The organism is Micromonospora sp. R311 (assembly GCF_056780015.1).
This window is the reverse complement of record NZ_JBSWCE010000015.1, coordinates 126,421-150,478: the sequence shown is the minus strand read 5'-3', so window position 1 is coordinate 150,478 and position 24,058 is coordinate 126,421. Positions and strand designations below refer to the sequence as shown.

Here is a 24,058-nt window from a genome sequence, read left to right as displayed (position 1 = left end):
CTTCGATGCACCGACCCACCGCCCTCGGCGGCGCGTTCACCGCGCTCGCCACCGCCGCGGCCGGCGTCCTCGTGGCCGCCGCCGTCAGCACCACCGCGGCCGCCGCCGACCCGGTCGGCACCGGCACCGGCTACCTGCACACCGACGGCAACCGGATCGTGGACAGCACCGGCGCCACGGTCCGGATCACCGGCATCAACTGGTTCGGCATGGAGACGGACAACAAGACCTTCCACGGGCTCTGGTCGAGCAACCCGTGGCGGGGGCAGATCGACAAGATGGCCAGCCTCGGCTACAACACCCTGCGGGTGCCGTACTCCAACGACGCCCTGAAGCCCGGAGCCACCGCGACCGGGATCAACGACTACGTCAACCCGGACCTGGTCGGGCTCTCCCCGCTGCAGATCCTCGACAAGGTCGTCGACTACGCCGGCACCAAGGGGATGCGGATCATCCTGGACCGGCACCGGCCGACGGCGGCCGGGCAGTCCGCCCTCTGGTACACCTCGACGGTCTCCGAGGCGACCTGGATCAACGACTGGAAGATGCTGGCCCAGCGGTACGCGGGCAACCCCACGGTGATCGGCGCCGACCTGCACAACGAGCCGCACGCCGAGGGGACCAACCCGGCGGCCACCGGAGCCTGCTGGGGCTGCGGGGTCCCGGCGCGGGACTGGCGGCTGGCCGCCGAGCGGGCCGGCAACGCGATCCTCTCCGTGCAGCCGAACTGGCTGATCTTCGTCGAGGGGGTGAGCTGCCCGAGCGGCGGCCTCTCCAACGTCTGGGACAACGACCCGAGCAACGACGAGGACTGCGGCTGGTGGGGCGGCAACCTGACGAAGGCGAAGGACTTCCCGGTGCGGCTCGACGTGCCGAACCGCCTGGTCTACTCGCCGCACGAGTACGCCACCTCGGTCTACGAGCAGAGCTGGTTCAAGGCCGCCGACTTCCCGGACAACCTGCCGGCGATCTGGGACAGGTACTGGGGTTACCTGTACAGGGAGAACATCGCGCCGATCATGATGGGCGAGTTCGGCAGCACCCTGGCCGACCCGCGCGACCGGGTGTGGCTGGAGCGGTTGATGGCCCACACCGGCACCGGGGTCGGCGGGATGTCCTTCACCTACTGGTCGTGGAATCCCAACTCGGGCGACACCGGCGGCATCGCGTTGGACGACTGGACCAGCATCAACACCACCAAGCAGGCCATCCTCCAGCCGTACCTGATCCCGCCGGCCGGCGGCGGGGCGACGCCCACCCCGACCACCCCGGGGCCGACCACGCCGGCCCCGACCGGCGGTTGCACGGCGACCTGGCGGCAGGTCAACGCCTGGCAGGGCGGCTTCCAGGGCGAGCTGACCATCACGAACACCGGCACCGCGACGCTCAACCCGTGGCAGGCCGCCTGGACCTGGCCGGCCGGGGTGACCCTGGGCAGCGGTTGGAACGCCACCGTCACCCAGTCCGGCGGCACGGTGACCGCGGCGGCCCCCGGCTGGGCGCCGGCGCTGGCCGCGGGCGCCTCGGTGACCGTCGGGGTCACCGCGAACGGGCCGGCCACCGCGCCCGGCGGCGTGCGGTTGAACGGCACGGCCTGCTGAGGTCGGGCGCCGGCCCGAACGGCGACGGCCGGGACCTCCGTCCGAGGTCCCGGCCGTCGCGCGGCGCGGTCAGTGCGCGGCGCAGCCCGTCGCCGGCGCGGGGGCCGCGGCCGGCGCGCCGATGGTGGGCAGGCCGAGCAGCACCCCGGGCGTACGCGGCGAGCGCCCCGCCTCGGCCGCGTCACCGGCCCGGGTACGCCGGTGCGACAGCGGCTCGCCGTCGGCGTTGAGGTGGTGCGGGGCGGCGTAGGTGACCGTGGTGTGCACGATGTCGCCGGGGCGGATCCGCCCGGCGAGGGAACCGGCGTCGAAGTGCACGAGCCGGCCGTCGCGGGCCCGGCCGGACATCCGCCCGGTGCGCTCGTCCTTGCGCCCCTCCCCGACGGCGACCAGCACCTCGACGCTCTCCCCCACCAGGCGCTTGTTCTCCGCCCAGGTGATCTCCTCGACGCAGGCGATCAACCGCTCGTAACGCTCCTGGACGACCTGCTTGGGGAGCTGGCCCGGCATGGTCGCGGCCGGGGTGCCGGGGCGCTTGGAGTACTGGAAGGTGAACGCCGAGGAGAACCGGGCCGCGCGGACCACGTCGAGGGTGCGTTCGAAGTCGGCCTCGGTCTCGCCGGGGAAGCCGACGATGATGTCGGTGGTGATCGCCGCGCCCGGCATCGCCGCCCGTACCTTCTCGATGATGCCGAGGTAGCGCTCGGCCCGGTACGAGCGGCGCATGGCGCGCAGCACCGCGTCGGAACCGGACTGCAACGGCATGTGCAGCGAGTGGCAGACGTTCGGCGTCTCGGCCATCGCGGCGATCACGTCGTCGGTGAAGTCCTTCGGGTGCGGGCTGGTGAACCGGACCCGCTCCAGGCCCTCGATGTCGCCGCAGGCGCGCAGCAGCTTGCCGAACGCGAACCGGTCGCCGAACTCGACGCCGTAGGAGTTGACGTTCTGCCCGAGCAGGGTCACCTCCAGCACGCCCTCGTCCACCAGCGCGCGCACCTCGGAGAGGACGTCACCGGGGCGGCGGTCCTTCTCCTTGCCGCGCAGGGAGGGCACGATGCAGAACGTGCAGGTGTTGTTGCAGCCCACCGAGATCGACACCCAGCCGGCGTACGTCGACTCGCGGCGGGTGGGCAGCGTGGACGGGAAGACGTCGAGGGACTCCAGGATCTCCACCTCGGCGGCGGCGTTGTGCCGGGCCCGCTCCAGCAGCACCGGCAGCGAGCCGATGTTGTGCGTGCCGAAGACCACGTCCACCCAGGGCGCCTTGCGGACGATGTCGCCGCGGTCCTTCTGGGCCAGGCAGCCGCCGACGGCGATCTGCATCCCCGGGTGCCGGTCCTTCACGGGGCGCAGATGACCGAGGTTGCCGTAGAGCCGGTTGTCGGCGTTCTCCCGCACCGCGCAGGTGTTGAAGACCACCACGTCCGGGTGCTCGTCGGCCTCGGCGGCGCGCACGTAGCCCGCCTGCTCCAGCAGCCCGGAAATGCGCTCGGAGTCGTGCACGTTCATCTGGCAGCCGTAGGTGCGCACCTGGTAGGTGCGCGAGCTGCTCGCCGCTGCGGTAGTCATGACCCGGACAGCGTATCCGGGTGGACCGGACCGAACCGAACGAGGAGGAGCCGTGTGCCGGAGCATCAAGACCCTGCGTGAGCCGTACGTCGCCGAGGTGACCCCGGCGGACGTCGACGCCGCGGCGTTGCAGTATGTCCGGAAGATCTCCGGGTTCCGCAAGCCCGCCGCGCACAACGCCGCCGCCTTCGACGCGGCGGTGGCCGCCGTGTCCGCGGCCACCCGGACCCTGCTGGACCAGTTGGAGGTCCGGGGCGGGCGGTCCGCCGGCCCGGCGAGCTGACCGGCGGGCGATCCGCGGCCCGGTCCGCCCGGTGTCGTGCGGTTCGCCGGCCGGCCGGGCGGCCGGCGGTCAGGCCGCGGCGAGCGCGGGCAGCACCGAGTCGGGTGCCCACCGCGAGCGGTGGCACTGGGACCAGCCCCGGCAGCGCGGGTCGGCCTCGGTGCAGAGCCGCTGGTCGCTGAGCACCTCGCCGTCGTCGGTCTCCCGGACGGTGAAGTGCACCGGCCGGATCGTGCCGTCGGGCGCGACGAGCAGGTGTCGGCTCGCGTCGAGGGTGTCGTCGCGCAGCAGGCAGTTGCGGCCCAGCAGCCGCGCCAGTGCGGCGACGCTGGCGTGCTCGGGGAGCCGCTCCGGGACGCCGTAGCAGTCCACGATCGTGCCGAACTCCCCCGGCGCCTGCCAGACGTCGCAGATCACCGCGTACGTCGGCAGCCGGGTCGGGTCCGCCACCGCCAGGGGCATCACCACCCGGCCGAGCGCCTCGGCCAGTGCCGGGTAGACCTGCACCGGCGCCGCCTGGTCGATTCTCCAGTTCCACAGCTCGGTCATGCCGCCTCCTCGCTGTGCTCGTCCCACCGGCCTCCGGATCGGGCCTTACTGATGATGGTGGGGTGCATTTGACCTCAGCCGGGGGCAAGTTACCGGTCTGTGACCATTCCGGGCAAAATTTACTCGGGCCGCATTGCTCCGAGTAGCGGGAAGATGACAGTTTATCGGGTATGGTGCCGCGTCCCGCGCAGCGCGCGCCGTGGTTTCCGGCAACTGTCGTAGGGCTTACTCAGCGGACGACCATCAGGTGCTCACCGCGCGGTCGCAGCTCGCCGACCACGGTGCCGCCCGGGAGTTCGCCGGCGACCAGCAGGCCGCCGGAGGTCTGCGCGTCGGCCAGCAGCAGCCGGTCGTCCTCGCCGACCCGGCCGAAGTCCGTCCACGGGGTCACCCAGTCCAGGTTGCGCCGGCTGCCGCCGCTGACGTACCCGTCGCGCACCGCCTCCCGGGCGCCGGCCAGGTAGGGCACCCGGGCCGCGTCCAGGGCGACCGTGAGCCCGCTGGCCCGGGCCAGCTTGGACGCGTGGCCGAGCAGCCCGAAGCCGGTCACGTCGGTGCCGCAGCGGATGCCCGCGGCCACCGCCGCCCGGGCCGCGTCCCGGTTCAGCGTGGTCATCGCCGCGAGCGCCGCCGGGAAGTGCTCCCCGGTGTTCTTGTGCCTTGTGTTGAGCACCCCGACGCCGAGCGGCTTGGTCAGCGACAGCGGCAGGCCGGCCCGGCCGCCGTCCAGCGTGATCAGCTCCTCCGGCCGGACCACCCCGGTGACGGCCAGCCCGTACTTCGGGCCGTCGTCGTCCACGCTGTGCCCGCCGGCCAGGTGGCAGCCGGCCTCGCGGGCCACGTCCTGGCCGCCGCGCAGCACCTCCCGGGCCAGCTCCAGCGGCAGCACGTTGCGCGGCCAGCAGAGCAGGTTCAGCGCCACCAGCGGGGTGCCGCCCATCGCGTACACGTCGGAGAGGGCGTTGGCGGCGGCGATCCGCCCCCAGTCGTACGCGTCGTCGACCACCGGGGTGAAGAAGTCGGCGGTGCTGACCAGGCCGGTGCTCGCGTCCAGCCGGACCACCGCGGCGTCGTCGCCGTGGTCCAGGCCGACCAGCAGCTCGGTGCTGCCGGTGGCCGGACCGAGCCCGGCGACCATCGCCTCCAGCTCACCCGGCGGGATCTTGCAGGCGCAGCCGCCGCCGCGGGCGTACCGGGTCAGCCGTACCGGTTCGGTCATCCCCACATGATCTCCGCAACGCGCCCGAGTCGCTACCGAGACGCACCGGGCGGTGGTCGAATTCGGACTTCGCGCCCTGATCACGAAGGGTGTTACCGCTCCGTGACCAACTGAGTTGCGTTCCGCCACATCCCCCCGCCTACAGTTGCCCAACCGGGGGTCATCCGACCCCGCTGGGGCGACGACAGGGACGGTGGACGAACGTGACGACGGGCGAACCGCTCATCGTGCTGGACTCGGTCAACAAGTGGTTCGGGCCGCTGCACGTGCTGGACGACGTCTCACTCTCGGTCGGCAAGGGCGAGGTGGTCGTGGTGATCGGCCCGTCCGGCTCCGGCAAGTCGACGCTGTGTCGCACGATCAACCGGCTGGAACCGATCAACTCCGGCACCATCACCTTCGACGGGCAGCCGCTGCCGGCCGAGGGCAAGGCGCTGGCCAAGCTGCGCAGCGAGGTCGGCATGGTCTTCCAGTCGTTCAACCTCTTCGCGCACAAGACCATCCTGGAGAACGTCACCCTCGGGCCGATCAAGGTGCGCAAGGAGAAGCCCGCGGTGGCCCGCGAGCGCGCCCTCGCCCTGCTCGACCGGGTCGGCATCGCCAACCAGGCCGACAAGTTCCCGGCCCAGCTCTCCGGCGGCCAGCAGCAGCGGGCCGCGATCGCCCGCGCGCTGGCCATGCAGCCCAAGGCGATGCTCTTCGACGAGCCCACCAGCGCGCTCGACCCGGAGATGGTCGGCGAGGTGCTGGAGGTGATGACCTCACTGGCCCGCGACGGCATGACCATGGTCGTGGTCACCCACGAGATGGGCTTCGCCCGGCACGCCGCCAACCGGGTCATCTTCATGGCCGACGGCCAGCTGGTCGAGGACGCGCCGCCGGCCGAGTTCTTCGCCAACCCGCGCAGCGAGCGGGCCAAGGACTTCCTCTCCAAGATCCTCACGCACTAGGCGTCCGTACCTGGAGCGCGCCGTCCCCCGGCGGCTTCGTCGAAGAAGGAGAAGAGTATGCGTATGAAGCGCGTAGCGGCGCTCGCCGCGGCCGCCACCCTGGCACTCGGCATGGCCGCCTGCGGTGGCGACGACGGCGGCGAGGGCACCGGCGCCGGCAGCAAGTCGTTCGCCGCCGGCTCCACCATGGAGCGGCTGAACAAGGCCCAGGCCATCAAGATCGGCACCAAGTTCGACCAGCCGGGCTTCGGCCTCAAGGGCCTGTCGGGCAAGCCTGAGGGCTTCGACGTCGAGGTCGCGAAGATCATCGTCAAGGAGCTGGGCATCCCCGAGGACAAGATCGAGTGGGTGGAGACCCCCTCGAAGGTCCGCGAGGACGTGATCGTCAACGGCACCGTCGACCTCGTCGCGGCGACCTACACGATCAACGACAAGCGCAAGGAGCGGATCGCCTTCGCCGGGCCGTACTACGAGGCCGGCCAGAACATCCTGGTGAAGAAGGACGACACCACCATCACCGGGCCGGACTCCTTCAAGGACGGCACCAAGAAGGTCTGCTCGGTCACCGGCTCGACCCCGGCGGAGGAGATCAAGAAGTACGTCAAGGACGTCGCCACCCAGCTGGTGCTCTTCGACACGTACGACAAGTGCCGGGACGCCCTCAAGGGTGGCCAGGTGGACGCGGTGACCACGGACAACGTGATCCTGCTCGGCTACGTCGCCAAGGACGAGGCGTCGTTCAAGCTGGCCGGTGACAACTTCACCAAGGAGCCGTACGGCATCGGGGTGAAGAAGGAGGACACCGACTTCCGCGACTTCATCAACGACACGCTCGAGAAGGCGTTCGCCGACGGCAGCTGGAAGAAGGCCTGGGACGACACCGCCGGCAAGTTCGGTGCCGAGCTGGGCGCCGCGCCGACCGTCAACCGTTACTGATTCCTGCTGATCTGGAGGGTGGGGAGGACGACCGACCCGTGAGTGTGCTCATCGACCGGTTCGACGTTTTCGCGGGGGGCTTCTGGCTCACCCTCCAGATCTGCGTACTCGCCGCGATCGGCGCCCTGATCCTGGGCGCCGTCGTGGCGGTACTGCGGATCTCGCCCGTGCCGCCGCTGCGCGCGGTCGGCACGGCGTACGTGAACGTGTTCCGCAACATGCCGTTGACGGTGGTGATGTTCTTCGCCGCCTTCGGCCTGCCGGCGCTCGGCTCCAACGCGGACTTCCTCCGCGTCCCCGGGCTGGACGCGCTCTTCAGCCGGCTCGACACCGATCTGCCCTACTTCCGCTTCGCGCTGATCGCCCTGGTCCTCTACACCGCGGCGTTCGTCTGCGAGGCGCTGCGCTCCGGGGTGAACGCCGTCCCCGCCGGCCAGGCGGAGGCCGCCCGGTCGCTGGGGCTCACCTTCGGGCAGAACCTGCGGTACGTGGTGCTGCCGCAGTCCTGGAAGGCCTCGATCGTGCCGCTCGGCTCGGTGATCATCGCGATGATCAAGAACTCGGCGCTGGTCGGCTTCTTCGGCGTGGTCGGCGACCTCTCGCAGACCGCCGACCAGCTCACCTCGGCCGAGGGCTACGCCTTCGTGCCGGTCGCCATCGGCATCTCGATCGGATACCTGATCATGACCGTCCCCCTCGGCGCCCTCCTCGACCGGATCGAGAAGCGGCAGGCGGTGGCCCGATGAGCCAGCAGACCGTCCTCTACGACGTCCCCGGTCCCCGGCAGCGCCGGATCACCCTGGTCAGCAGCGTGACGGCCACCGTCCTGCTGCTGGTCGCCGCGTACTTCCTGATCTACCGTCCGCTGGCCGACAAGGGCCAGTTCTCGATGGATCTGTGGGGCCCGCTGGTCGACCCCGGCCACGAGAACTTCGCGCTGGTCTGGGAGCGGATCGGCATCGGCTTCAAGAACACCCTGATGGCCGCGGCGCTGGCCATCATCTCCTCGCTGGCGGTCGGCACCCTGCTGGCGATGCTGCGGATCCAGCTCAAGAGCCTGAGCCGGCGCCGCTTCACCGGCCTGGCCACCCCGGTGTCCTACCTGCTGCGCGGGCTGAGCACGCTGCTCGCCGCGATCACCCGGGTCTGCGTCGAGGTCTTCCGCGGCCTGCCCGTGGTCATCACGATCTTCTTCGTGGCCCGCGGCTTCCCGGAGTTCGGCGTCACCTTCGACACGCTGTGGTATCTCGTCATCGGCCTGACCATCTACAACTCGGTGGTCATCGCGGAGATCCTCCGCTCCGGCATGGAGGGCCTGCCCGGCGGGCAGGGCGAGGCGGCCGCGGCGATCGGCCTCGCCCCGTGGCAGACCACCCGGATGATCCTGCTCCCGCAGGCCTTCCGGATCATGCTGCCGGCGCTGATCAGCCAGCTCGTGGTGGTGCTCAAGGACACCTCGCTCGGCTTCATCATCAGCTACGAGGAGACCCTGACCATCGCGGAGCAGATCATCGGGTCGCTGGACAATCCGATCCAGACGTACTTCGTGATCGGCGTGATGTTCATCGTGATCAACTACTCGCTGTCGAAGCTGGCCCAGTACGTGCAGCACCGCCTCGCCCGGGGCCGGAAGACCGCCGGCACCCGCACCGGCGCCGCCGGGACGGAGCTGGAGACCGAAGCGGTGGCCGGCACCACCACCTGACGTCAGGAAGCGGCAAGGGCCGGCCCGGTTCTCCGGGCCGGCCCTTCGCGTTCGGCGGTTCAGCGGGCGATCTCGGTGACCCGGGACTCACGGACCACGGTGACCCGGATCTGACCCGGGTAGGTCAGCTCCTCCTCGATCTGCTTGGCCACGTCCCGGGCCAGCACGGCGGCGCCGATGTCGTCCACGTCCTCCGGCTTGACCATCACCCTGATCTCCCGGCCGGCCTGCATGGCGAAGACCTTCTCCACGCCGAGCTTGCCGGCCGCGATCTCCTCGATCCGCTCCAGCCGCTTGACGTAGGCCTCCAGGCTCTCCCGCCGGGCGCCCGGCCGGCCGCCGGAGCAGGCGTCGGAGGCCTGGGTGAGCACGGCCTCGATGGTCTGCGGCGGCACCTCGTTGTGGTGCGCCTCGATGGCGTGCACCACGTCCTCGCTCTCGCCGTACTTGCGGGCCAGGTCCGCGCCGATGATCGCGTGGCTGCCCTCCACCTCGTGGGTGAGCGCCTTGCCGATGTCGTGCAGGAACGCGCAGCGCTTGATGGTGGGCACGTCCAGGCGCAGCTCGGCGGCCATGATGCCGGCGATGTGCGCGGTCTCCACCAGGTGCTTGAGCACGTTCTGCCCGTACGACGTCCGGTAGCGCAGCCGGCCGAGCAGGGTGACCAGCTCCGGGTGGATCTCGGTGATGCCCACCTCGACCAGGGCGTCCTCGGCGGCCCGCTGGCAGAGCTCCTCCACCTCGTGCCGGGCCAGGTCGTAGACCTCCTCGATCCGGTGCGGGTGGATCCGCCCGTCCAGCACCAGCTTCTCCAGGGTCAGCCGGCCGACCTCCCGGCGCACCGGGTCGAAGCAGGAGAGGAGCACCGCCTCGGGGGTGTCGTCGATGATCAGGTTGACCCCGGTGACCGACTCGAAGGCCCGGATGTTGCGGCCCTCCCGGCCGATGATCCGCCCCTTCATCTCGTCGCCGGGCAGGTGCAGCACGCTGACCACGCTCTCCGCGGTCTGCTCGCTGGCCACCCGCTGGATGGCGTCGACCACGATGTGCCGGGCCCGCTGCTCGGCCGTGCTGCGCGCGTCCGTCTCGATGTCCCGGACCAGCAGCGCCGCCTCCCGCTTGGCCTGCGACTCGATGGCCTCGATCAGCTCGGCCCGGGCCGCGTCGGCGGTGAGCCCGGCGACCCGTTCCAGCTCGCGCCGCCGCTGCTCCTCGGCCTCGGCCAGCTCCGCCTCCCGCCGACCCAGCGCGGCCTCCCGGGCGGCCAGCGCGGCCGTGGCGACGGTCAGCTGCCGCTCCCGCTCGGCGAGTCGCTCGACCTCCTCGGTGTGCAGCCGCTCCCGCTCGTCCATCCGGGCCGCCCGGCGCTCCACCTCGGCCGCCTGCTCCCGGGTGGTGGCGGCGAGCACCGCCACCTCGCGCTCGCCGCTGCGCCGGGCCGCCGCCCGCAGTTGCTCGGCGTCCGCCTCGGCCTGCTTGTGCGCCCGCTCCAGCACGGTGTCGGCCTCGGCGCGGGCGTCGTCGAGCACCCGGCGGGCCTCGGCCCGGGCCGCCTTCGCCTCCGCCTTCGCCGCGGCCGCCTCGGCCCGCGCCGCCGCGGCGGCGGACTTCGCCACGTCGATGGTGCTGTTCGCCTCGTCGGCGGCGCTGCGCAGCGCGGCCAGGGACTGCTCCTGCCGGTCCTTCTCGGCGATGAAGGCCGGGTCCTCGGGGGCCGGTACCGCCTGGAACCGGCGCAGCGTCCGTACTCCCAGCAGCACGGCGCCGACCACCACCAGGGTGAGGACCAGCACCGCCAACAGGAGCACGACGTCGAACCCGCTCATGCCGGCACTCCGCTTCGCTCCCTGCCGCCATGAGGCACGGTCGCACGGCCCCGATGATTCGCTCGCTGACGCTCGCTCATGCCGGGACCTCGTGGGGACCGCCGGTGAACCTGTGCCGCCCCGCCATGGCCGCCTCCCCTGAACGTCGGCGCCGCAGTGACCGTGCCGGTGGGCACACTCCTGCGGCTCTGGACGCCCGACCGGAGCGGCTGGCCGTGGGTAGCTCTCTCCGCCGGCGGTGCCCGAGGCATCGTCGGCGGCCGGGTGCAGTTGTCGCGTCAGCTCCGGAACGGCCTGTCCGGACCTGCGGTGGTATGGCCGGTACTGCTGGCCAAAGTGATGCGGTTCTGTTACGCGATCTATGTTGTGCGCTTAGCCTGCGCTGGTCGGGCAATGTGAGCCTGTATGGCGAGGCTAGGTCGCCGGGGGCGGTCTGGTCAAGAACTCATGATCAAACCCCCCGAACGGAGAGAAGTTGTCGCGTCACCGAGCGCTGACCCGGACGCGGACACCAGTGGACAAAGGTGGCGCGCCTGCCCGCCACGGGCCGGATCGCGCCTGCTCAGCGGCCCGGCCCGACCCGGGCGCGGTGGCAACGCCTCCGCCCCGGGCCGGGACGGCTGTCGTCTTCCTGATCCTTCCGACACCCGCAGCACCCCGGCGACCGGGGCCGGCCGCGGCTCGCGGCGCCGGTCACCCGGCCGCCCGGCTGTCGCGGTCGATCTCGCCCTCGGCGTCGGCCAGGGCGTCGGCGTCGATCTGCTCGGCGAACTCGGCCGCCTCGGCGCTCTGCGCGGCGAGGGCGTCCTTCACCGCCCGGATGGCCACGCCGGGCGGGTAGCCCTTGCGGGCCAGCATGCCGACCAGCCGGCGGAACACCGCGTCGGGCTCGCCCCGGGCGGAGCGCAGCTTCCGCTCGACCAGGGCCCGGGCGGTCTCCGCCTCGGTCTCCTCGTCCAGCTCGCCGAGCGCCTCGCTCGCGACGTCGCCGTCGACCCCGCGCTGGCGCAGCTCGTTGGCGAGCGCCCGGCGGGCCAGCCCCCGCCCGGTGTGCCGGCTGGTGACCCAGGCCCGGGCGAAGGCGGCGTCGTCGATGATGCCGACCTCGTCGTAGCGGTCGAGCACCTCGGCCGAGACCTCGTCGGAGATGCCCCGTTTGGCGAGCGCGCCGGCCAGCTCGGCCCGGGTACGGGGCCGGACGGCGAGCTGGCGCAGGCAGATCTCCCGGGCCACCTCGGCCTCGTCGCGCGGCGGGACCGCGGGCGTGTCGGGGTCGGGCTCCGCGGCACGGTCGCGACGGCCGCGCCGCGGCCGGGGCGTCGTGGTGCCGTCACCCGCCCGGGGCGGGCTGGCGTCCCAGCCCCGCCCCGTGCGGGCGCGTCGTCCTGCCACGACTCAGGTCAGAAGTCGACCGGCGGCAGCTCCGGGCCGCCGGCGGCGTCGCCCGCGCCGACCCCGACGCCGAGCTTCTCCAAGATCTTCTTCTCGATCTCGGCGGCCACGTCCGGGTTCTCCCGGAGGAACTCGCGGGCCTTCTCCTTGCCCTGGCCGAGCTGGTCGCCGTCGTAGGTGTACCAGGCGCCGGACTTGCGGATGATCGCCTGCTCGACGCCGACGTCGATCAGCGAACCCTCGCGGGAGATGCCCTTGCCGTACATGATGTCGAACTCGGCCTGCTTGAACGGCGCGGCGACCTTGTTCTTCACCACCTTGACCCGGGTGCGGTTACCGACCACGTCGGTGCCGTCCTTGAGGCTCTCGATGCGGCGCACGTCGAGCCGGACCGAGGCGTAGAACTTCAGCGCCCGGCCACCGGTGGTGGTCTCCGGGCTGCCGAACATCACGCCGATCTTCTCGCGGAGCTGGTTGATGAAGATCGCCGTGGTGCCGGTGTTGTTGAGCACACCGGTGATCTTCCGCAGCGCCTGGCTCATCAGCCGGGCCTGCAGACCCACGTGGCTGTCACCCATCTCGCCCTCGATCTCGGCGCGCGGCACCAGCGCGGCCACCGAGTCGATCACGATGATGTCGAGCGCGCCGGAGCGGACCAGCATGTCGGCGATCTCCAGCGCCTGCTCGCCGGTGTCCGGCTGGGACACCAGCAGCGCGTCGGTGTCGACGCCCAGGGCCTTCGCGTATTCCGGGTCGAGCGCGTGCTCGGCGTCGACGAAGGCGGCGATGCCGCCCGCGCGCTGGGCGTTGGCCACCGCGTGCAGGGCGACCGTGGTCTTACCGCTGGACTCCGGACCGTAGATCTCGACGACCCGGCCGCGGGGCAGGCCGCCCACACCGAGCGCCACGTCGAGCGCGATGGAACCGGTCGGGATCACCGCGGTCTGGATGACCGGCCGCTCCCCCAGCCGCATCACCGAGCCCTTGCCGAACTGCTTGTCGATCTGAGCGAGAGCAAGGTCGAGTGCCTTCTCCCGGTCAGGCCCTGCTGCCATCGTTGCCACCCCTGCCTTCGCCGGCGTCTTTCCTGAGCTTCGCGTCACGCGGACACGCTAGGCGCTGGGTCCGACAGAAAACCAGCCGACGGGCCGCGAGCTGTGGACGAGCACCCCGCTGTGGACAATAGCCGAACAGGTGTACGACTCGGCAAGCGACACGCGGAAGCGGCGAAACGGCTGCTCAGCGTAGTCGCGCCGGCACCCGGTCGGGATAGGCGGCGACGACCGCCCGCCACACCACGTGCGTCTCCTCACCCGCGGCGAGCGCCTGCTCGATGGTCCGCCCGCCGAGCTGGGGCAGCACCTGGTCGGAGGCGATGCTGGCCGCGTAGCCCGGCCCGAACGCCTCCTCCAGCCGGGCCCAGAAGTCGGTCAGCCGCAACGTGATCAGTCCTCCTCGTCCGGTGCGCCCGCCGGCACCGCCCGCAACGCTAGCGCCACCAGGGGCACCACGGCGATCGCCGCCAGCAGGGTGAGCACCGGATAACCGGCGGCCCGCATGACAAACCCGCTGGCCGCGGCGGCCCCGGCGCCGGCCAGCCCCATCGTCAGGTCGGAGAAGCCCTGCACGCTCGGCCGGACGGCCGCCGGCACCGACTCCGACAGCAGCGTGGAGCCGGCCACCATGGTGCCGGACCAGCCCAGTCCGAGCAGGACCAGGCCGATCGAGAGCCGGGGCGTGTGGTGCCCCGCGGTGCCGGCGACCGCGCAGGCGGCGAGCAGCAGCCCGACGCCGGTGAGGATCACCGCCCGCCGGCCGAGCCGGTCGGTGAGCCAGCCGACCACCGGGGAGAGGGCGTACATGCCGGCGATGTGCAGGCTCAGCACGATGCCGACCACCCGCAGCACGTCGGCGTCGCCGTGCGACTCGCCGAGCCGTACCGGGGTCATCGACATCACCGCCACCATCACCACGTGGCCCACCGCCACTGCCGCGATGCCGAGCCGGGCGGCCGGGCGGCCGCGTACCACCTGCCAGGCCGCCCGCATCCCGGCGCCGCGCCGGGCGGTCCGGGCCGGCGGCGTGACGGCCTCGGCCGGCGGCGTGACCTCGGGTGCGGGGCCGGCCGCGACCGGGGCGGGGGCCGCCGCCAGCCGGCGCGCGGTGAGCAGCGGGTCGGGCCGCAGCAGCGCCAGGAGTACGCCGGCGGCGAGCACGAACGCGGCCGCGCTGAACGCGAACGGGCCGGCCAGCGGCGGCAGGCCCCAGCCGCTGGTGGTGCGGTCGGCGAGCGCGGCGAAGTTCGGCGCCGCCACCGCGCCGATGGTGGTGGCCCAGACGATCAGCGAGAGCTGGCGACCCCGGCGGGCCGGTTCGGCGAGGTCCACCGCGGCGTAGCGGGCCTGGAGGTTGGCCGCGGTGCCCCCGCCGAAGAAGAGCATGCCGAGGAAGAGCAGCGGCACGAAGCGGGTCACCGTGGCGAGCACCACCAGCACGGCGCCGAGCGCCCCGGCCAGGTAGGCGACGGCCAGCCCCGGCCGGCGGCCGTGCCCGTTCATGATCCGGGTCACCGGGACCGCCAGCAGCGCCCCGCCGACCACGGCGGCGCTCTGCGCCAGGCCGGCCACCGCGGTGCCGGCCACCCGGGCCGCGAGCAGCGCCCCCACCGCGATGCCGATGGTGACGCCGATCCCGCCGATGATCTGGGTGCCGAAGAGCAGCCGCAGGGTCCGCCGCTGGATCGGCGCGACGTCGGGGGCGGCGACCGGCGCGGTCAGGTCCGTGGTCATCGGCGGCTCCTGGTGCGGGTAAGGGGTGGCGGCGCTGCCCATCCTTGCGCAGCCACCCCGGCCGATGGCACCCGGTTTCGCTACAGGCCGAGCCCGCGGCCGATGATCTCCTTCATGATCTCGGTGGTGCCGCCGTAGATGGTCTGCACCCGCCCGTCCAGCCACGCCTTCGCCACCGGGTACTCGAGCATGTAGCCGTAGCCGCCGTGCAGCTGCACACAGCGGTCGGCGACCCGGTTCTGCAGCTCGGTGGTCCACCACTTGGCCTTGGCCGCGTCGGTCACCGAGAGCCGCCCGGCGTTGTACTCGGCGACGCAGTGGTTGACGAAGGTGCGCGCGATGGTCACCTCGGTGTCCAGCTCGGCCAGGAGGAAGCGGTTGTGCTGGAAGGCGCCGATCGGCCGGCCGAACGCCTGCCGGGAGCGGGCGTAGTCGAGGGTGACGGCGAGCAGCTTCTCGGCGGCGGCCACCGCGGCGACCGCGATGCTCAGCCGCTCCCGGGGCAGGTTGCCCATCAGGTGGTAGAAGCCGTGGTTCTCGGTGCCGATCAGGTTCTCCGCCGGCACCCGGCAGTCGTCGAAGAAGAGCTCGGCGGTGTCGTTGGCCTTCAGCCCGACCTTGGCCAGCCGCCGGCCCCGGGTGAAGCCGGGGGTGCCGGTCTCCACCGCGATCAGGCTCACCCCGTGCGCGCCCTGGTCCGCCGTCCGGGCGACCACCACCACCAGGTCGGCCAGCTCGCCGTTGGTGATGAAGGTCTTCTGGCCGTTGAGCACGAGCGCGTCGCCGTCGCGGACCGCGCTGGTGCGGACGCCGGCCAGGTCGGAGCCGGCGCCGGGCTCGCTCATCGCGATCGCGGTGACCAGGTCGCCGGAGCAGAACCCGGGCAGCCAGCGCTTGCGCTGGTCGTCCGTGGTCAGCTCGGTGAGGTACGGGGCCACCACGTCGTTGTGCAGGCCGAAGCCGAGCCCGGAGCAGCCGGCGGCGACGATCTCCTCCACCAGCACCGCGTTGAACCGGAAGTCCCGCTGGCCGCCGCCGCCGTACTCCGGGTCGACGTCCATGCCGAGCAGCCCGGCGGCCCCGGCCTTGCGCCACACCTCGCGGTCGACGATCCCGGCGGCCTCCCAGCGCTCGTGGTGCGGCACCGCCTCGCGGGCCAGGAACTCACGGCACAGGTCGCGGAACTCGTCGTGGTCCCGCTCGTAGAGATGCTGCTCCATGGCGGCAAGTGTGGCACCGGCCACCCGCGCGGAACAGTGCCGGTGGACGTCCCGGGGTCTGCGGTGAGCGGCCGGTGGTCAGGCGGCCAGGGCGCGGGCGGCGACGGTGAGGTCGGCGACCAGCCCGTCGTACGCCTTGTCCTGGTCGTCCGCGCGCAGCACGGCGGACGGGTGGATGGTGGCCAGCAGCCGCGCCTGCGGCGCGTCGGCGACCTTCCCCTCGGCGTCCACCGGCACCCGCCGGAAGTCCTCGGGGTGCTGGGCGGAGGCCGGCCAGGGCAGCAGCTCGCCACGCTGGCGGGTGACCCGGAACGTCGGGCCGAGCAGCGCCTTGGCGGCGGTGGCGCCCAGCACCACCACGATCTCCGGGTGCAGCCGGGCGAACTCGGCGACCAGCCAGGGCCGGCAGGCCGTGATGTGCACCCGGTCCGGGGTCTGGTGGATGCGGCGCTTGCCGCGCAGTTCGAAGCGGAAGTGCTTGACGGCGTTGGTCAGGTAGATGTGCCCCGGGTCCAGCCCGGCGTCGTCGACCGCCTTGCGGAGCAGCCGGCCGGCGGGGCCGACGAACGGCAGCCCTTTCTGGTCCTCCATGTCGCCGGGCTGCTCGCCCACGAAGACCACCCGGGCGCTCTCGTCGCCCCGGCCGAAGACCGTCTGCGAGGCGTCCCGGTAGAGCTCGCAGCCACGGCAGCCGGCGGCGGCGGCGCGGAGCGCGTCGATGGTGTCCGCCTCCGGCGGGATGAACCGCTGGGCGCCGGGGGCGCTCTCGGTCTGCTCGGCCATGCCGACTGTTATATACCCGTTCCGCGGACTCTGCCCGACGCGCCGCCGTCGGGCCCCGCGCCGTCAGTAGCCGCCACCGCCGCCGTCACCGCCACCGGACGCCATCGCGATGATCACGATAATGATCACGATCACCGCCACCGCGACGGCGATCCAGACCCCTTTCTTCGACCCCATGGTCGCTCACCTCCGGCGCCGCGCTTACCCCGTGCCGGGCGGCTCACGCCCGTGCGCCCGCGGGTGCCGTGGCACCGACCGTCGCCGCGCCGCACCGGCCCGCGGTCACAAGGGAACCGGGGCGGCACCGGGGCCACCGCGGGCGGCGAGGACGCGCCGGTCAGGCGGTGAAGCCGGCGGTCGGGGCCGGGCGGACCGCGCGGGCCAACGCGTCGGCGAGCGGCTCCACGTCGCCGTCGGCGAGCCGGCTGACGGTGATCCGCAGGGCGGGCGGGGCGGCGATCCGGTAGCGGGCGCCGGGCGAGACCGACCAGCCGGCGTCGCGCAGCGCGGTCAGCGCGCTGGTCTCGTCCTCGACCGGCAGCCAGACGTTGATGCCGGTGCGTCCGTGCGCGGTGAGGCCGCGCCCGGCCAGCGCGGCGAGCAGCGCGCCACGGCGCCGCTCGTAGCTGCCGGCCGCCCGGTCGACCAGGTCGGCCACCGCCGGGTCACGCCAGAGCGACAGCACCAGCCGTTGCAGCACGGTGGAGACCCAGCCGGCGCCGACCCGGGCCCGGCCGGCCACCCGGGCCACCGTCGTCTCGTCGCCGACCAGCACGGCCAGCCGCAGGTCGGGGCCGAACGGCTTGCTCACCGACCGGACGAAGGCCCACGTCGGGGTCGCCCCGGCGAGCGGATGCAGCGGTACGCGGGCCAGCTCGGCGGCGTGGTCGTCCTCGATCAGCAACAGGTCGGGCCGGCCGGCGAGCAGGTCGCGCAGCTGGGCCGCCCGGTGCGCGGAGACCGCCGCGCCGGTCGGGTTCTGCGCCCGGCTGGTCACGACGAGCGCCCGGGCACCGGCGGCGAGCGCCGACCGGACCCCGGCGACCAGCGGGCCGTCGTCGTCGACCGGCACCCCGATCGGGCGCAGCCCGAGGGCGGCCACCAGGTCGAGCAGGTTGGCCCAGCCCGGGTCCTCGACCGCCACCGCGTCACCGGGGCGCAGGTGGGCCCCGAGCAACCGCTCGATGCCGTCGAGCGCGCCACCGGTGATGGTCAGCTGGTCGGCCGGTACGCCGTCGGCGGCCAGCCGCGCGCGGGCCGCCTCGACCAGCTCGGGGAGCGCCCCGGCGCCCGAGTAGCTCACCGGCGCGCCGGGCGCCGCGGCGAGCGTGGCCAGCTGCGGGCCGAGCGGCGGCAGCAACGCCGGGTCGGGCTCGCCGGTGGACAGGTCGCGCAGGCCGGGCACCGGCGGCGGGCGTAGCGCCGAGCGGCGGGCCGCCACCGGCGGGCGGGGCCGGACCCGGGTGCCGTGCCGGCCGGCGGTGACCACCAGTCCGCGCTGGCGCAGGTCCTGGTAGGCCCGGGCGACGGTGGCCGGGCTGACCGCCAGCGCGGCGGCGAGCGCCCGGACCGGCGGCAGCGCCGCCCCCGGCGGCAGGTCGGCGGCCCGGATGCCGGACTCGATGCTGGCCGAAATCTCGACGGCCGTCGTACCGGTGACCTGATAGTGTGCTGACACAAATCCAAGATTGTACTAGAACAAAGGCGGGAGCATGTACCCACGGACCCCCCGGACCACCGCCAGCCGCTCCCGGGACCGGATGAGCTACGACCGCGCCGCCGCGCACGCCGTGCTGGACGAGGCGTACCACTGCGCGCTCGGGTTCACCGTCGACGGCGAGCCGCGGGTGCTGCCCACCCTGCACGTGCGCGTCGGCGACACCCTCTACCTGCACGGCTCCACCGGCAGCCGGCCACTGCTCGCCGCCCGGGGCGACGGGCTGCCGGTCTGCGTCGCGGTCACCCTGCTCGACGCCCTGGTCTACGGCCGCTCCCAGTTCCACCACAGCGCGAACTACCGCTCGGTCGTCGCGCACGGCACCGCCCGCCTGGTCACCGACGAGCGGGAGAAGGCCGAGGTGCTCACCGCACTGGTGGAGAAGGTCGGCGCCGGGCGCAGCGCGGACAGCCGCCCGCCGAGCCGGCGGGAGCTGACCGAGACCGCCGTGCTGGCCCTGCCGCTGCGCGAGGTCTCGGTGCGGGCCCGCGCCGGCGGCGTCCGCGAGGACGAGGCCGACCTCGACCTGCCGCACTGGGCCGGGGTGGTGCCGCTGCGGCTCACCGCCGGCGTACCCGAGCCGGACGCCGGTGTCACCGCGCCGGTCCCGGCGTACCTGCGGCCGGAGCGCTCGCCCTGGCTCGACCCGGCGGTGCTGCGCGGCGGGCACGTCGTGCTGGAGCCGCTCGACCTCGCGCACGCCGACGAACTGCACGCCGCGACCGCCGATCCGGAGGTCTGGCGGCACCTGAGCAGCCCGCTGCCCGCCGACCCGGCCGGCACCGCCGAGGTGGTCGCCGCCGCGCTGGCCGCGCACCGGCGGGGCGAGCGGGTGCCGTGGGTGCAGCGCTGCGCGGTCACCGGGGCGGTGGTCGGCACCACCTCCTTCTACGAGGTGGATCCGGAGCGCCGTTCGGTGGCGATCGGGCACACCTTCCTGGGCCGGCCCTGGTGGCGGACCGGGATCAACACCGAGGCGAAGCTGCTGCTGCTCACCCGCGCCTTCGAGGAGCTGGGCGCGGTGCGGGTGGTCTGGCACACCGACATCCGCAACGAGCGGTCGCAACGGGCGATCGAGCGGCTCGGCGCGTCCCGCGAGGGGGTGCTGCGGATGCACCGGATCCGTCCGGACGGCTCGTGGCGGGACACCGTGCAGTATTCGATGACCGTCGACGAGTGGCCGAACGCACAGGTCACGCTCCGGGAAAGGCTTCGCCGGACGGTGCCGGTGGCGTGATGATGTCGGGCGTGCTGGGCATCACCGACCTCTGGACGTACGTGTTGGGCACCGTGGCGATCATCCTGCTGCCCGGGCCCAACTCGCTCTTCGTGCTCTCCACCGCCGCGCAGCGGGGCGTGGCGGCCGGCTACCGCGCCGCCGGCGGGGTGTTCGTCGGCGACGGGGTGCTGATGGTCCTCTCCGCCGCCGGGGTGGCGTCGCTGCTCCAGGCGTACCCGCCGCTGTTCCTGGTGGTCAAGTACGCCGGCGCGGCGTACCTCGGCTATGTGGGGTTGACCATGCTGCGCGGGGCCTGGCGGCGCTGGCGGGACCGGCACGACCCGAGCACGCCGCGGTTGATCGACGCCGCGGAGCCGGCGGCGATGCGCAGCCCGTTCCGCAAGGCACTGGTGATCAGCCTGCTCAACCCGAAGGCGATCCTCTTCTTCATCTCCTTCTTCATCCAGTTCGTCGACCCCGGGTACGCCTGGCCGGCGCTGTCGTTCCTGCTGCTCGGGCTGATCGCCCAGGTCACCAGCGCGCTCTACCTGACCGCGCTGATCTTCGCCGGCACCTTCCTGGCCGCCCAGTTCCGCCGGCGCCGCCGGCTCGCCGCCGGCGCCACCACCGGCGTGGCCGCCCTCTTCCTCGGTTTCAGCGTCAAGCTCGCCACCGCCACCGTCTGACCCGGGGCGGGGGTCAGGTGCCGTCGCCGCTGCCGCCGCCGATGCCGGCGCCGCCGGCGGTGCCGCCGAGGCCGAAGCCGGGGTGCAGCGGCTCGTCGGGTGGGCGGCTGACGTGCGCCGACTCGGTGATGTTCGCGGACCAGTCGGCGTGCGCCGCCGCGGCCGCGTGCCGGTTGATCGCGTGCCGCAGCCACCCGTCCACCGTCGCCACCCAGTCCCGCCGCTCCGCGCCGACGTGCCAGACCCGGAACCGGCTGATGCTCTGGTGGGTGATCCCGGCCAGGGCCAGCCGGCGGTCCAGCCAGAGGATCACCTCCAGGCCGGCCGGGTTGGCCACGAAGATCAGCTCCAGCTCGGTGAGCGGCCCCGCGTAGAGCGGCGCCACCCAGTAGCCCAACCGCTGGTGCAGCGGCAGCGCCTGCTCCACCCCCGGCAGCCGGCCGTCGAGCAGGCCGGCCTGGCGCAGGCGGAAGCCGAGCGTGTCCAGCGCGGCCAGGATGTGCGCCTGGGTGGGCAGCGGATGCACGAAGACCGGCACCATCGCGCCCTGGTCCAGCTGCGGCTCGATCGCCACCTCGGTCCGCAGCCCCATCCGCAGGCTGAGCAGCGGGACCCCGCCGAAGATGGTCACCGGCGTCTCCCAGGGCATCGGGAACGTGAACGGCATGGTCCGGGCCCGCCCGGCCCGCACCACGAAAGCGCCGGAGACCACCGCCTGGTGGAACTGCACCAGGCGGCGGGGCGCCTCCGGGTCGTCCGGCTCGACGGTGGTGACCAGGCCGAGCCGGATGTGTCGCACCGGCACGTCGAACCGGCCGGCGGTGACCGTGATCCGGCCCGGCAACCGCAGCCCGGGACGGGTGCTCGGGTTGGCCAGGGCGGTCTGCACGGTCAGCCCGGTCCAGCCGGACTCCGGCGACACCCCCGTCAACCGCACCGCGCTCCCCCGTCCCGGCGGACCGGGCGCGGGGCCGCCGCCCCCGCCCGGGCGGGACCGCCCCGCCGCCGGAGCCGGCTTACCCGGCCGGCGTCAGCGCAACCGCCGCCCGCGCGGCACCGGGTCGGTCTCGTCGTCGAACTCGCCGATGACCTCCTCCAGCAGGTCCTCCAGCGCGACGAAGCCGATCGGCCGGGCCGGGCCGCCGCCGTTGCGGACCAGCGCGAGCTGGGACTGCCGGGCCCGCATCGCGGCCACCGCCTCGGTGACCGTCGCCGTCGCCGGCAGGGTGAACGCGGCGGTCATCAGGTCCCCCGCGGTGACCGGCCGGCCGGTGGTGGTGGCCCGCACCGCCTCCCGTACGTGCACCAGGCCGCAGACGTCGCCGGCGGCGTCCAGCACCGCCAGGCGGGAGCGGCCGCTGTCCCGGCTGACCTGCTCGATCCGGTCGGCGGCGTCGTCGCGGCGCACCGTCACCATCCGGTGGAACGGTTCCATCACCTGCGCCACGGTGGTGCCCTGCAGCTCCAGCATGCTGGTCAGCAACTGGTGCTGCTCGGCGCCGAGCAGGCCGTGCTCGCGGGACTGCTCCAGCAGGATGCGCAGCTCGTCCGGGCCGTGCACCTGGGCGAGCTGGTCCTGGGGATTCACCCGGAACAGCCGCAGGATCGCGTTGGCCACGGCGTTCAGCGCGGAGAGCACCGGCCGGGAGACCCGGGCGAAGGCCCGGAACGGCAGCGCCAGCAGCATCGCCGAGCGCTCCGCGTCGGTGATCGCCCAGGACTTCGGGGCCATCTCGCCGATCACCAGGTGCAGGAAGGTGACCACGCTCAGCGCGAAGATCAGCGCGATCGCGTGGCTCGCCGCGTCGGGCAGGCCGACCGCGTGCAGCAGCGGGCTGAGCAGGTGCTCGATCGCCGGCTCGGCGAGCGCGCCGAGGCCCAGCGTGCACAGGGTGATGCCCAGCTGGGCGCCGGCCAGCATCAACGACAGCTCGCGCACCCCGTCCAGGGCGGCCCGGGCCGCCCGGCCCCCGGAGGCGGCCGCCTGCTCCAGCCGGTAGCGCTTGCTCGCCACCAGGGCGAACTCGGCGGCCACGAAGAACCCGTTCAGCGCCAGCAGCAGCACCGAGCTGAACAGCGCCACCCCGGGGCTCACGCGGACACCTCCCGGCGCTCACCCGGCTCGGCCAGCCGCAGCCGGACCGAGTCGGCCACGTGCCGGTCGACCGCGAGCACCTCGACCAGGGCGCGCGGCTCCACCGCGCCGTCCTCGCCGTCGGCGGGCAGGCTGATCTCCAGCCGGTCGCCGACCTCGGGCACCCGGCCCAGCTCGCGCATCACCAGCCCGGAGAGGGTGTCGTACTCGGGGGCCTCGGGCAGCGCGATGCCGGTGCTGTCGGCCACCTCGTCGATGCGCCAGCGGGCGGGCACCACCCAGGAGCCGTCGTCCTGCCGGGCCGGGGCGCGCTCCGGCGGGTCGTCCTCGTCGCGGATCGGCCCGACCAGCTCCTCGGCGATGTCCTCCAGCGTGATCACGCCGGCGAAGCCGCCGTACTCGTCGACCACGCAGGCCATCTGCCGGTGGCCGGAGCGCAGCCGGTCCAGCACCGTGGGCAGTGGCAGGGTCTCCGGTACCAGCAGCGGGGGGCCGGCCACCGCGCCGACCGGGGTGCTGGCGCGCCGGGCCGGCGGCACCCCGAGCACGTCGGCGATGCCGACCACGCCGACCAGGTCGTCGACGCCCTCGGCACCGCGGACCGGGAACCGGGAGTGGCCGGTGTCGAGCAGCTCGACCACCCGGCTGACCGGCTCGTGCGCCCGTACGGTGTGCACGTCGACCCGCGGCACCATGGCCTCGCCGGCGGTCAGCTCGCGGAAGTCGAGACCCCGGTCCAGCAGGGTGGACATCTCCGCGTCGAGGCGCCCCTCCTCCCGGGACTCGGCGATGATCTGCTCCAGGTCCTCGGGCGTGGCGCCGCTGGGCAGCTCCTCGATCGGCTCGATGCCGACCCGGCGGAGCAGGCGGACCGCGGAGCGGTCGAAGAGGGTGATCACCGGCCCGAAGATCCTCAGGTACATCAGGGTGGACCGGCTCAGCGCCCGGGCGATGGGCTCGGCCCGGGCGATGGCCAGGTTCTTCGGCGCCAGCTCACCCAGGACCATCTGCACCACGGTGGCGATGACCAGGGCCAGCGCCACGGAGAGCGGCAGGCTCACGGCGCGGGAGACGCCGGCCACGCCGAGCAGCTCGGCCAGCCCGGCGCCGAGGAACGGCTCGGCGACGTAACCGACCAGCAGCGCGGTGACGGTGATGCCGAGCTGGGCGCCGGAGAGCATGAAGGAGAGCCGGCCGGTGACCTCCAGGGCCCGGGCGGCGGCCTGGTCGCCGTCGTCGGCGAGCTGCTTGAGCTTGCCCCGGTCCACGGCGACGTAACCGAACTCCTGGGCCACGAAGTAACCGGTGGCGGCGGTGAGCACGATGATGAGAAGGAGACCGACGACGATCAACACGGGCCGCTCAGGGCTCCCGGGGACGTCGGGGTCGTCAGCTGCCGGGCGCGACCCGGCTGGCTACTGCTGCCCTCCTGGGCAGAGGAGTCGATCATGCGGCCATTTTATCCGCGTCGGCTGGACGTCCGCTGAAGGTGTGCGGAAGGGCCCCCGGTCGCCCGTTT

General features: G+C 73.3%; 22 protein-coding genes. 8 read left to right on the top strand and 14 right to left on the bottom strand.

All coding sequences use genetic code 11. The annotated features are described in order from the left end of the window. Positions 1-5: 5 nt before the first annotated feature. The gene (locus AC1WTP_RS15235; protein WP_481649904.1) at positions 6-1,601 is read left to right on the top strand and encodes a cellulase family glycosylhydrolase; all 1,596 of its coding nucleotides are present in this window, start codon (positions 6-8) and stop codon (positions 1,599-1,601) included. A gap of 69 nt (positions 1,602-1,670) precedes the next feature. Here the strand turns inward: AC1WTP_RS15235 and miaB are convergent, their stop codons facing one another. After that, positions 1,671-3,170 (bottom strand): tRNA (N6-isopentenyl adenosine(37)-C2)-methylthiotransferase MiaB, encoded by a 1,500-nt coding sequence (gene miaB, locus AC1WTP_RS15230; RefSeq protein WP_481649903.1) that lies wholly within the window; start codon positions 3,168-3,170, stop codon positions 1,671-1,673. Positions 3,171-3,222: 52 nt separating this feature from the next. Here miaB and AC1WTP_RS15225 point away from each other — a divergent pair, with 52 nt between their 5' ends. Further along, positions 3,223-3,453 (top strand): DUF2277 family protein, encoded by a 231-nt coding sequence (locus AC1WTP_RS15225; protein WP_481649902.1) that lies wholly within the window; start codon positions 3,223-3,225, stop codon positions 3,451-3,453. Positions 3,454-3,522: 69 nt separating this feature from the next. On the opposite strand, the gene AC1WTP_RS15220 is transcribed toward AC1WTP_RS15225, so the two are convergent. After that, positions 3,523-4,002, bottom strand: a complete 480-nt coding sequence (locus tag AC1WTP_RS15220) for a hypothetical protein (protein ID WP_481649901.1) — start codon at positions 4,000-4,002, stop codon at positions 3,523-3,525. Positions 4,003-4,231: 229 nt separating this feature from the next. Then, positions 4,232-5,221: a selenide, water dikinase SelD gene (gene selD / locus AC1WTP_RS15215; protein WP_481649900.1), complete on the bottom strand. Its 990-nt coding sequence runs from the start codon at positions 5,219-5,221 to the stop codon at positions 4,232-4,234. A 203-nt stretch (positions 5,222-5,424) separates the two neighbouring features. Here selD and AC1WTP_RS15210 point away from each other — a divergent pair, with 203 nt between their 5' ends. Genes AC1WTP_RS15210 through AC1WTP_RS15195 form a run of 4 tightly spaced genes read left to right on the top strand, consistent with a single transcriptional unit; the run spans position 5,425 to position 8,812 of the window. Continuing rightward, the gene (locus tag AC1WTP_RS15210) at positions 5,425-6,171 is read left to right on the top strand and encodes an amino acid ABC transporter ATP-binding protein (RefSeq protein WP_481649899.1); all 747 of its coding nucleotides are present in this window, start codon (positions 5,425-5,427) and stop codon (positions 6,169-6,171) included. Between the two features lie 57 nt (positions 6,172-6,228). Further along, positions 6,229-7,107 (top strand): glutamate ABC transporter substrate-binding protein, encoded by an 879-nt coding sequence (locus AC1WTP_RS15205; RefSeq protein ID WP_481649898.1) that lies wholly within the window; start codon positions 6,229-6,231, stop codon positions 7,105-7,107. 38 nt (positions 7,108-7,145) lie between these two features. Beyond that, positions 7,146-7,853, top strand: a complete 708-nt coding sequence (locus AC1WTP_RS15200) for an amino acid ABC transporter permease (RefSeq protein WP_481649897.1) — start codon at positions 7,146-7,148, stop codon at positions 7,851-7,853. Then, positions 7,850-8,812, top strand: coding sequence for an amino acid ABC transporter permease (locus tag AC1WTP_RS15195; RefSeq protein ID WP_481649896.1), 963 nt, complete (start codon positions 7,850-7,852; stop codon positions 8,810-8,812). The genes AC1WTP_RS15200 and AC1WTP_RS15195 overlap by 4 nt, the downstream gene beginning before the upstream one ends. 59 nt (positions 8,813-8,871) lie before the next feature. Here the strand turns inward: AC1WTP_RS15195 and rny are convergent, their stop codons facing one another. From rny to AC1WTP_RS15155, 8 genes are all read right to left on the bottom strand, one after another. After that, entirely contained in the window at positions 8,872-10,638 is a 1,767-nt protein-coding gene (gene rny, locus AC1WTP_RS15190) for a ribonuclease Y (RefSeq protein ID WP_481649895.1), read from the bottom strand. A 693-nt stretch (positions 10,639-11,331) separates the two neighbouring features. Next, the gene (locus AC1WTP_RS15185) at positions 11,332-12,030 is read right to left on the bottom strand and encodes a regulatory protein RecX (RefSeq protein WP_481649894.1); all 699 of its coding nucleotides are present in this window, start codon (positions 12,028-12,030) and stop codon (positions 11,332-11,334) included. An 8-nt stretch (positions 12,031-12,038) separates the two neighbouring features. Continuing rightward, complete coding sequence (gene recA / locus AC1WTP_RS15180) at positions 12,039-13,085, bottom strand: recombinase RecA (protein WP_088995380.1); 1,047 nt, start codon at positions 13,083-13,085, stop codon at positions 12,039-12,041. A 184-nt stretch (positions 13,086-13,269) separates the two neighbouring features. Beyond that, positions 13,270-13,470, bottom strand: coding sequence for a DUF3046 domain-containing protein (locus AC1WTP_RS15175; RefSeq protein ID WP_265007844.1), 201 nt, complete (start codon positions 13,468-13,470; stop codon positions 13,270-13,272). A gap of 5 nt (positions 13,471-13,475) precedes the next feature. Further along, positions 13,476-14,819 carry an MFS transporter gene (locus AC1WTP_RS15170; protein WP_481649893.1) on the bottom strand — a complete coding sequence of 448 codons (1,344 nt, stop codon included), beginning with the start codon at positions 14,817-14,819 and terminating at the stop codon, positions 13,476-13,478. A gap of 80 nt (positions 14,820-14,899) precedes the next feature. Further along, positions 14,900-16,039 carry an acyl-CoA dehydrogenase family protein gene (locus tag AC1WTP_RS15165; protein WP_481649892.1) on the bottom strand — a complete coding sequence of 380 codons (1,140 nt, stop codon included), beginning with the start codon at positions 16,037-16,039 and terminating at the stop codon, positions 14,900-14,902. A gap of 78 nt (positions 16,040-16,117) precedes the next feature. Continuing rightward, positions 16,118-16,822 (bottom strand): UdgX family uracil-DNA binding protein, encoded by a 705-nt coding sequence (locus AC1WTP_RS15160; RefSeq protein WP_481649891.1) that lies wholly within the window; start codon positions 16,820-16,822, stop codon positions 16,118-16,120. A gap of 337 nt (positions 16,823-17,159) precedes the next feature. Next, positions 17,160-18,500 (bottom strand): aminotransferase class I/II-fold pyridoxal phosphate-dependent enzyme, encoded by a 1,341-nt coding sequence (locus tag AC1WTP_RS15155; protein WP_481649890.1) that lies wholly within the window; start codon positions 18,498-18,500, stop codon positions 17,160-17,162. Positions 18,501-18,534: 34 nt separating this feature from the next. On the opposite strand from AC1WTP_RS15155, the gene AC1WTP_RS15150 reads away from it, so the two are divergent. After that, entirely contained in the window at positions 18,535-19,776 is a 1,242-nt protein-coding gene (locus AC1WTP_RS15150) for a bifunctional pyridoxamine 5'-phosphate oxidase family protein/GNAT family N-acetyltransferase (protein ID WP_481649889.1), read from the top strand. Next, positions 19,776-20,444: a leucine efflux protein LeuE gene (gene leuE / locus AC1WTP_RS15145; protein WP_481649919.1), complete on the top strand. Its 669-nt coding sequence runs from the start codon at positions 19,776-19,778 to the stop codon at positions 20,442-20,444. Before AC1WTP_RS15150 ends, leuE begins: the two co-directional genes overlap by 1 nt. Positions 20,445-20,457: 13 nt before the next feature. Here leuE and AC1WTP_RS15140 read toward each other — a convergent pair whose 3' ends face one another. The 3 genes from AC1WTP_RS15140 to AC1WTP_RS15130 form a co-directional block, all read right to left on the bottom strand. After that, a complete protein-coding gene (locus AC1WTP_RS15140) occupies positions 20,458-21,381 on the bottom strand; it encodes a sporulation protein (RefSeq protein WP_481649888.1) in 924 nt (307 codons plus the stop codon). Positions 21,382-21,474: 93 nt separating this feature from the next. After that, entirely contained in the window at positions 21,475-22,539 is a 1,065-nt protein-coding gene (locus AC1WTP_RS15135) for a hemolysin family protein (RefSeq protein WP_481649887.1), read from the bottom strand. Continuing rightward, positions 22,536-23,894 carry a hemolysin family protein gene (locus tag AC1WTP_RS15130; RefSeq protein ID WP_481649886.1) on the bottom strand — a complete coding sequence of 453 codons (1,359 nt, stop codon included), beginning with the start codon at positions 23,892-23,894 and terminating at the stop codon, positions 22,536-22,538. Before AC1WTP_RS15130 ends, AC1WTP_RS15135 begins: the two co-directional genes overlap by 4 nt. Positions 23,895-24,058 lie beyond the last annotated feature (164 nt).

Bases quoted from the DNA above. Each gene is read 5' to 3' on its own strand.
- AC1WTP_RS15235 (WP_481649904.1), top strand. From the start codon at position 6: ATGCACCGACCCACCGCCCTCGGCGGCGCGTTCACCGCGCTCGCCACC.
- miaB (WP_481649903.1), bottom strand. From the start codon at position 3,170: ATGACTACCGCAGCGGCGAGCAGCTCGCGCACCTACCAGGTGCGCACC.
- AC1WTP_RS15220 (WP_481649901.1), bottom strand. From the start codon at position 4,002: ATGACCGAGCTGTGGAACTGGAGAATCGACCAGGCGGCGCCGGTGCAG.
- selD (WP_481649900.1), bottom strand. From the start codon at position 5,221: ATGACCGAACCGGTACGGCTGACCCGGTACGCCCGCGGCGGCGGCTGC.
- AC1WTP_RS15205 (WP_481649898.1), top strand. From the start codon at position 6,229: ATGCGTATGAAGCGCGTAGCGGCGCTCGCCGCGGCCGCCACCCTGGCA.
- AC1WTP_RS15195 (WP_481649896.1), top strand. From the start codon at position 7,850: ATGAGCCAGCAGACCGTCCTCTACGACGTCCCCGGTCCCCGGCAGCGC.
- rny (WP_481649895.1), bottom strand. From the start codon at position 10,638: ATGAGCGGGTTCGACGTCGTGCTCCTGTTGGCGGTGCTGGTCCTCACC.
- recA (WP_088995380.1), bottom strand. From the start codon at position 13,085: ATGGCAGCAGGGCCTGACCGGGAGAAGGCACTCGACCTTGCTCTCGCT.
- AC1WTP_RS15170 (WP_481649893.1), bottom strand. From the start codon at position 14,819: ATGACCACGGACCTGACCGCGCCGGTCGCCGCCCCCGACGTCGCGCCG.
- AC1WTP_RS15165 (WP_481649892.1), bottom strand. From the start codon at position 16,039: ATGGAGCAGCATCTCTACGAGCGGGACCACGACGAGTTCCGCGACCTG.
- AC1WTP_RS15160 (WP_481649891.1), bottom strand. From the start codon at position 16,822: ATGGCCGAGCAGACCGAGAGCGCCCCCGGCGCCCAGCGGTTCATCCCG.
- AC1WTP_RS15150 (WP_481649889.1), top strand. From the start codon at position 18,535: ATGTACCCACGGACCCCCCGGACCACCGCCAGCCGCTCCCGGGACCGG.
- leuE (WP_481649919.1), top strand. From the start codon at position 19,776: ATGATGTCGGGCGTGCTGGGCATCACCGACCTCTGGACGTACGTGTTG.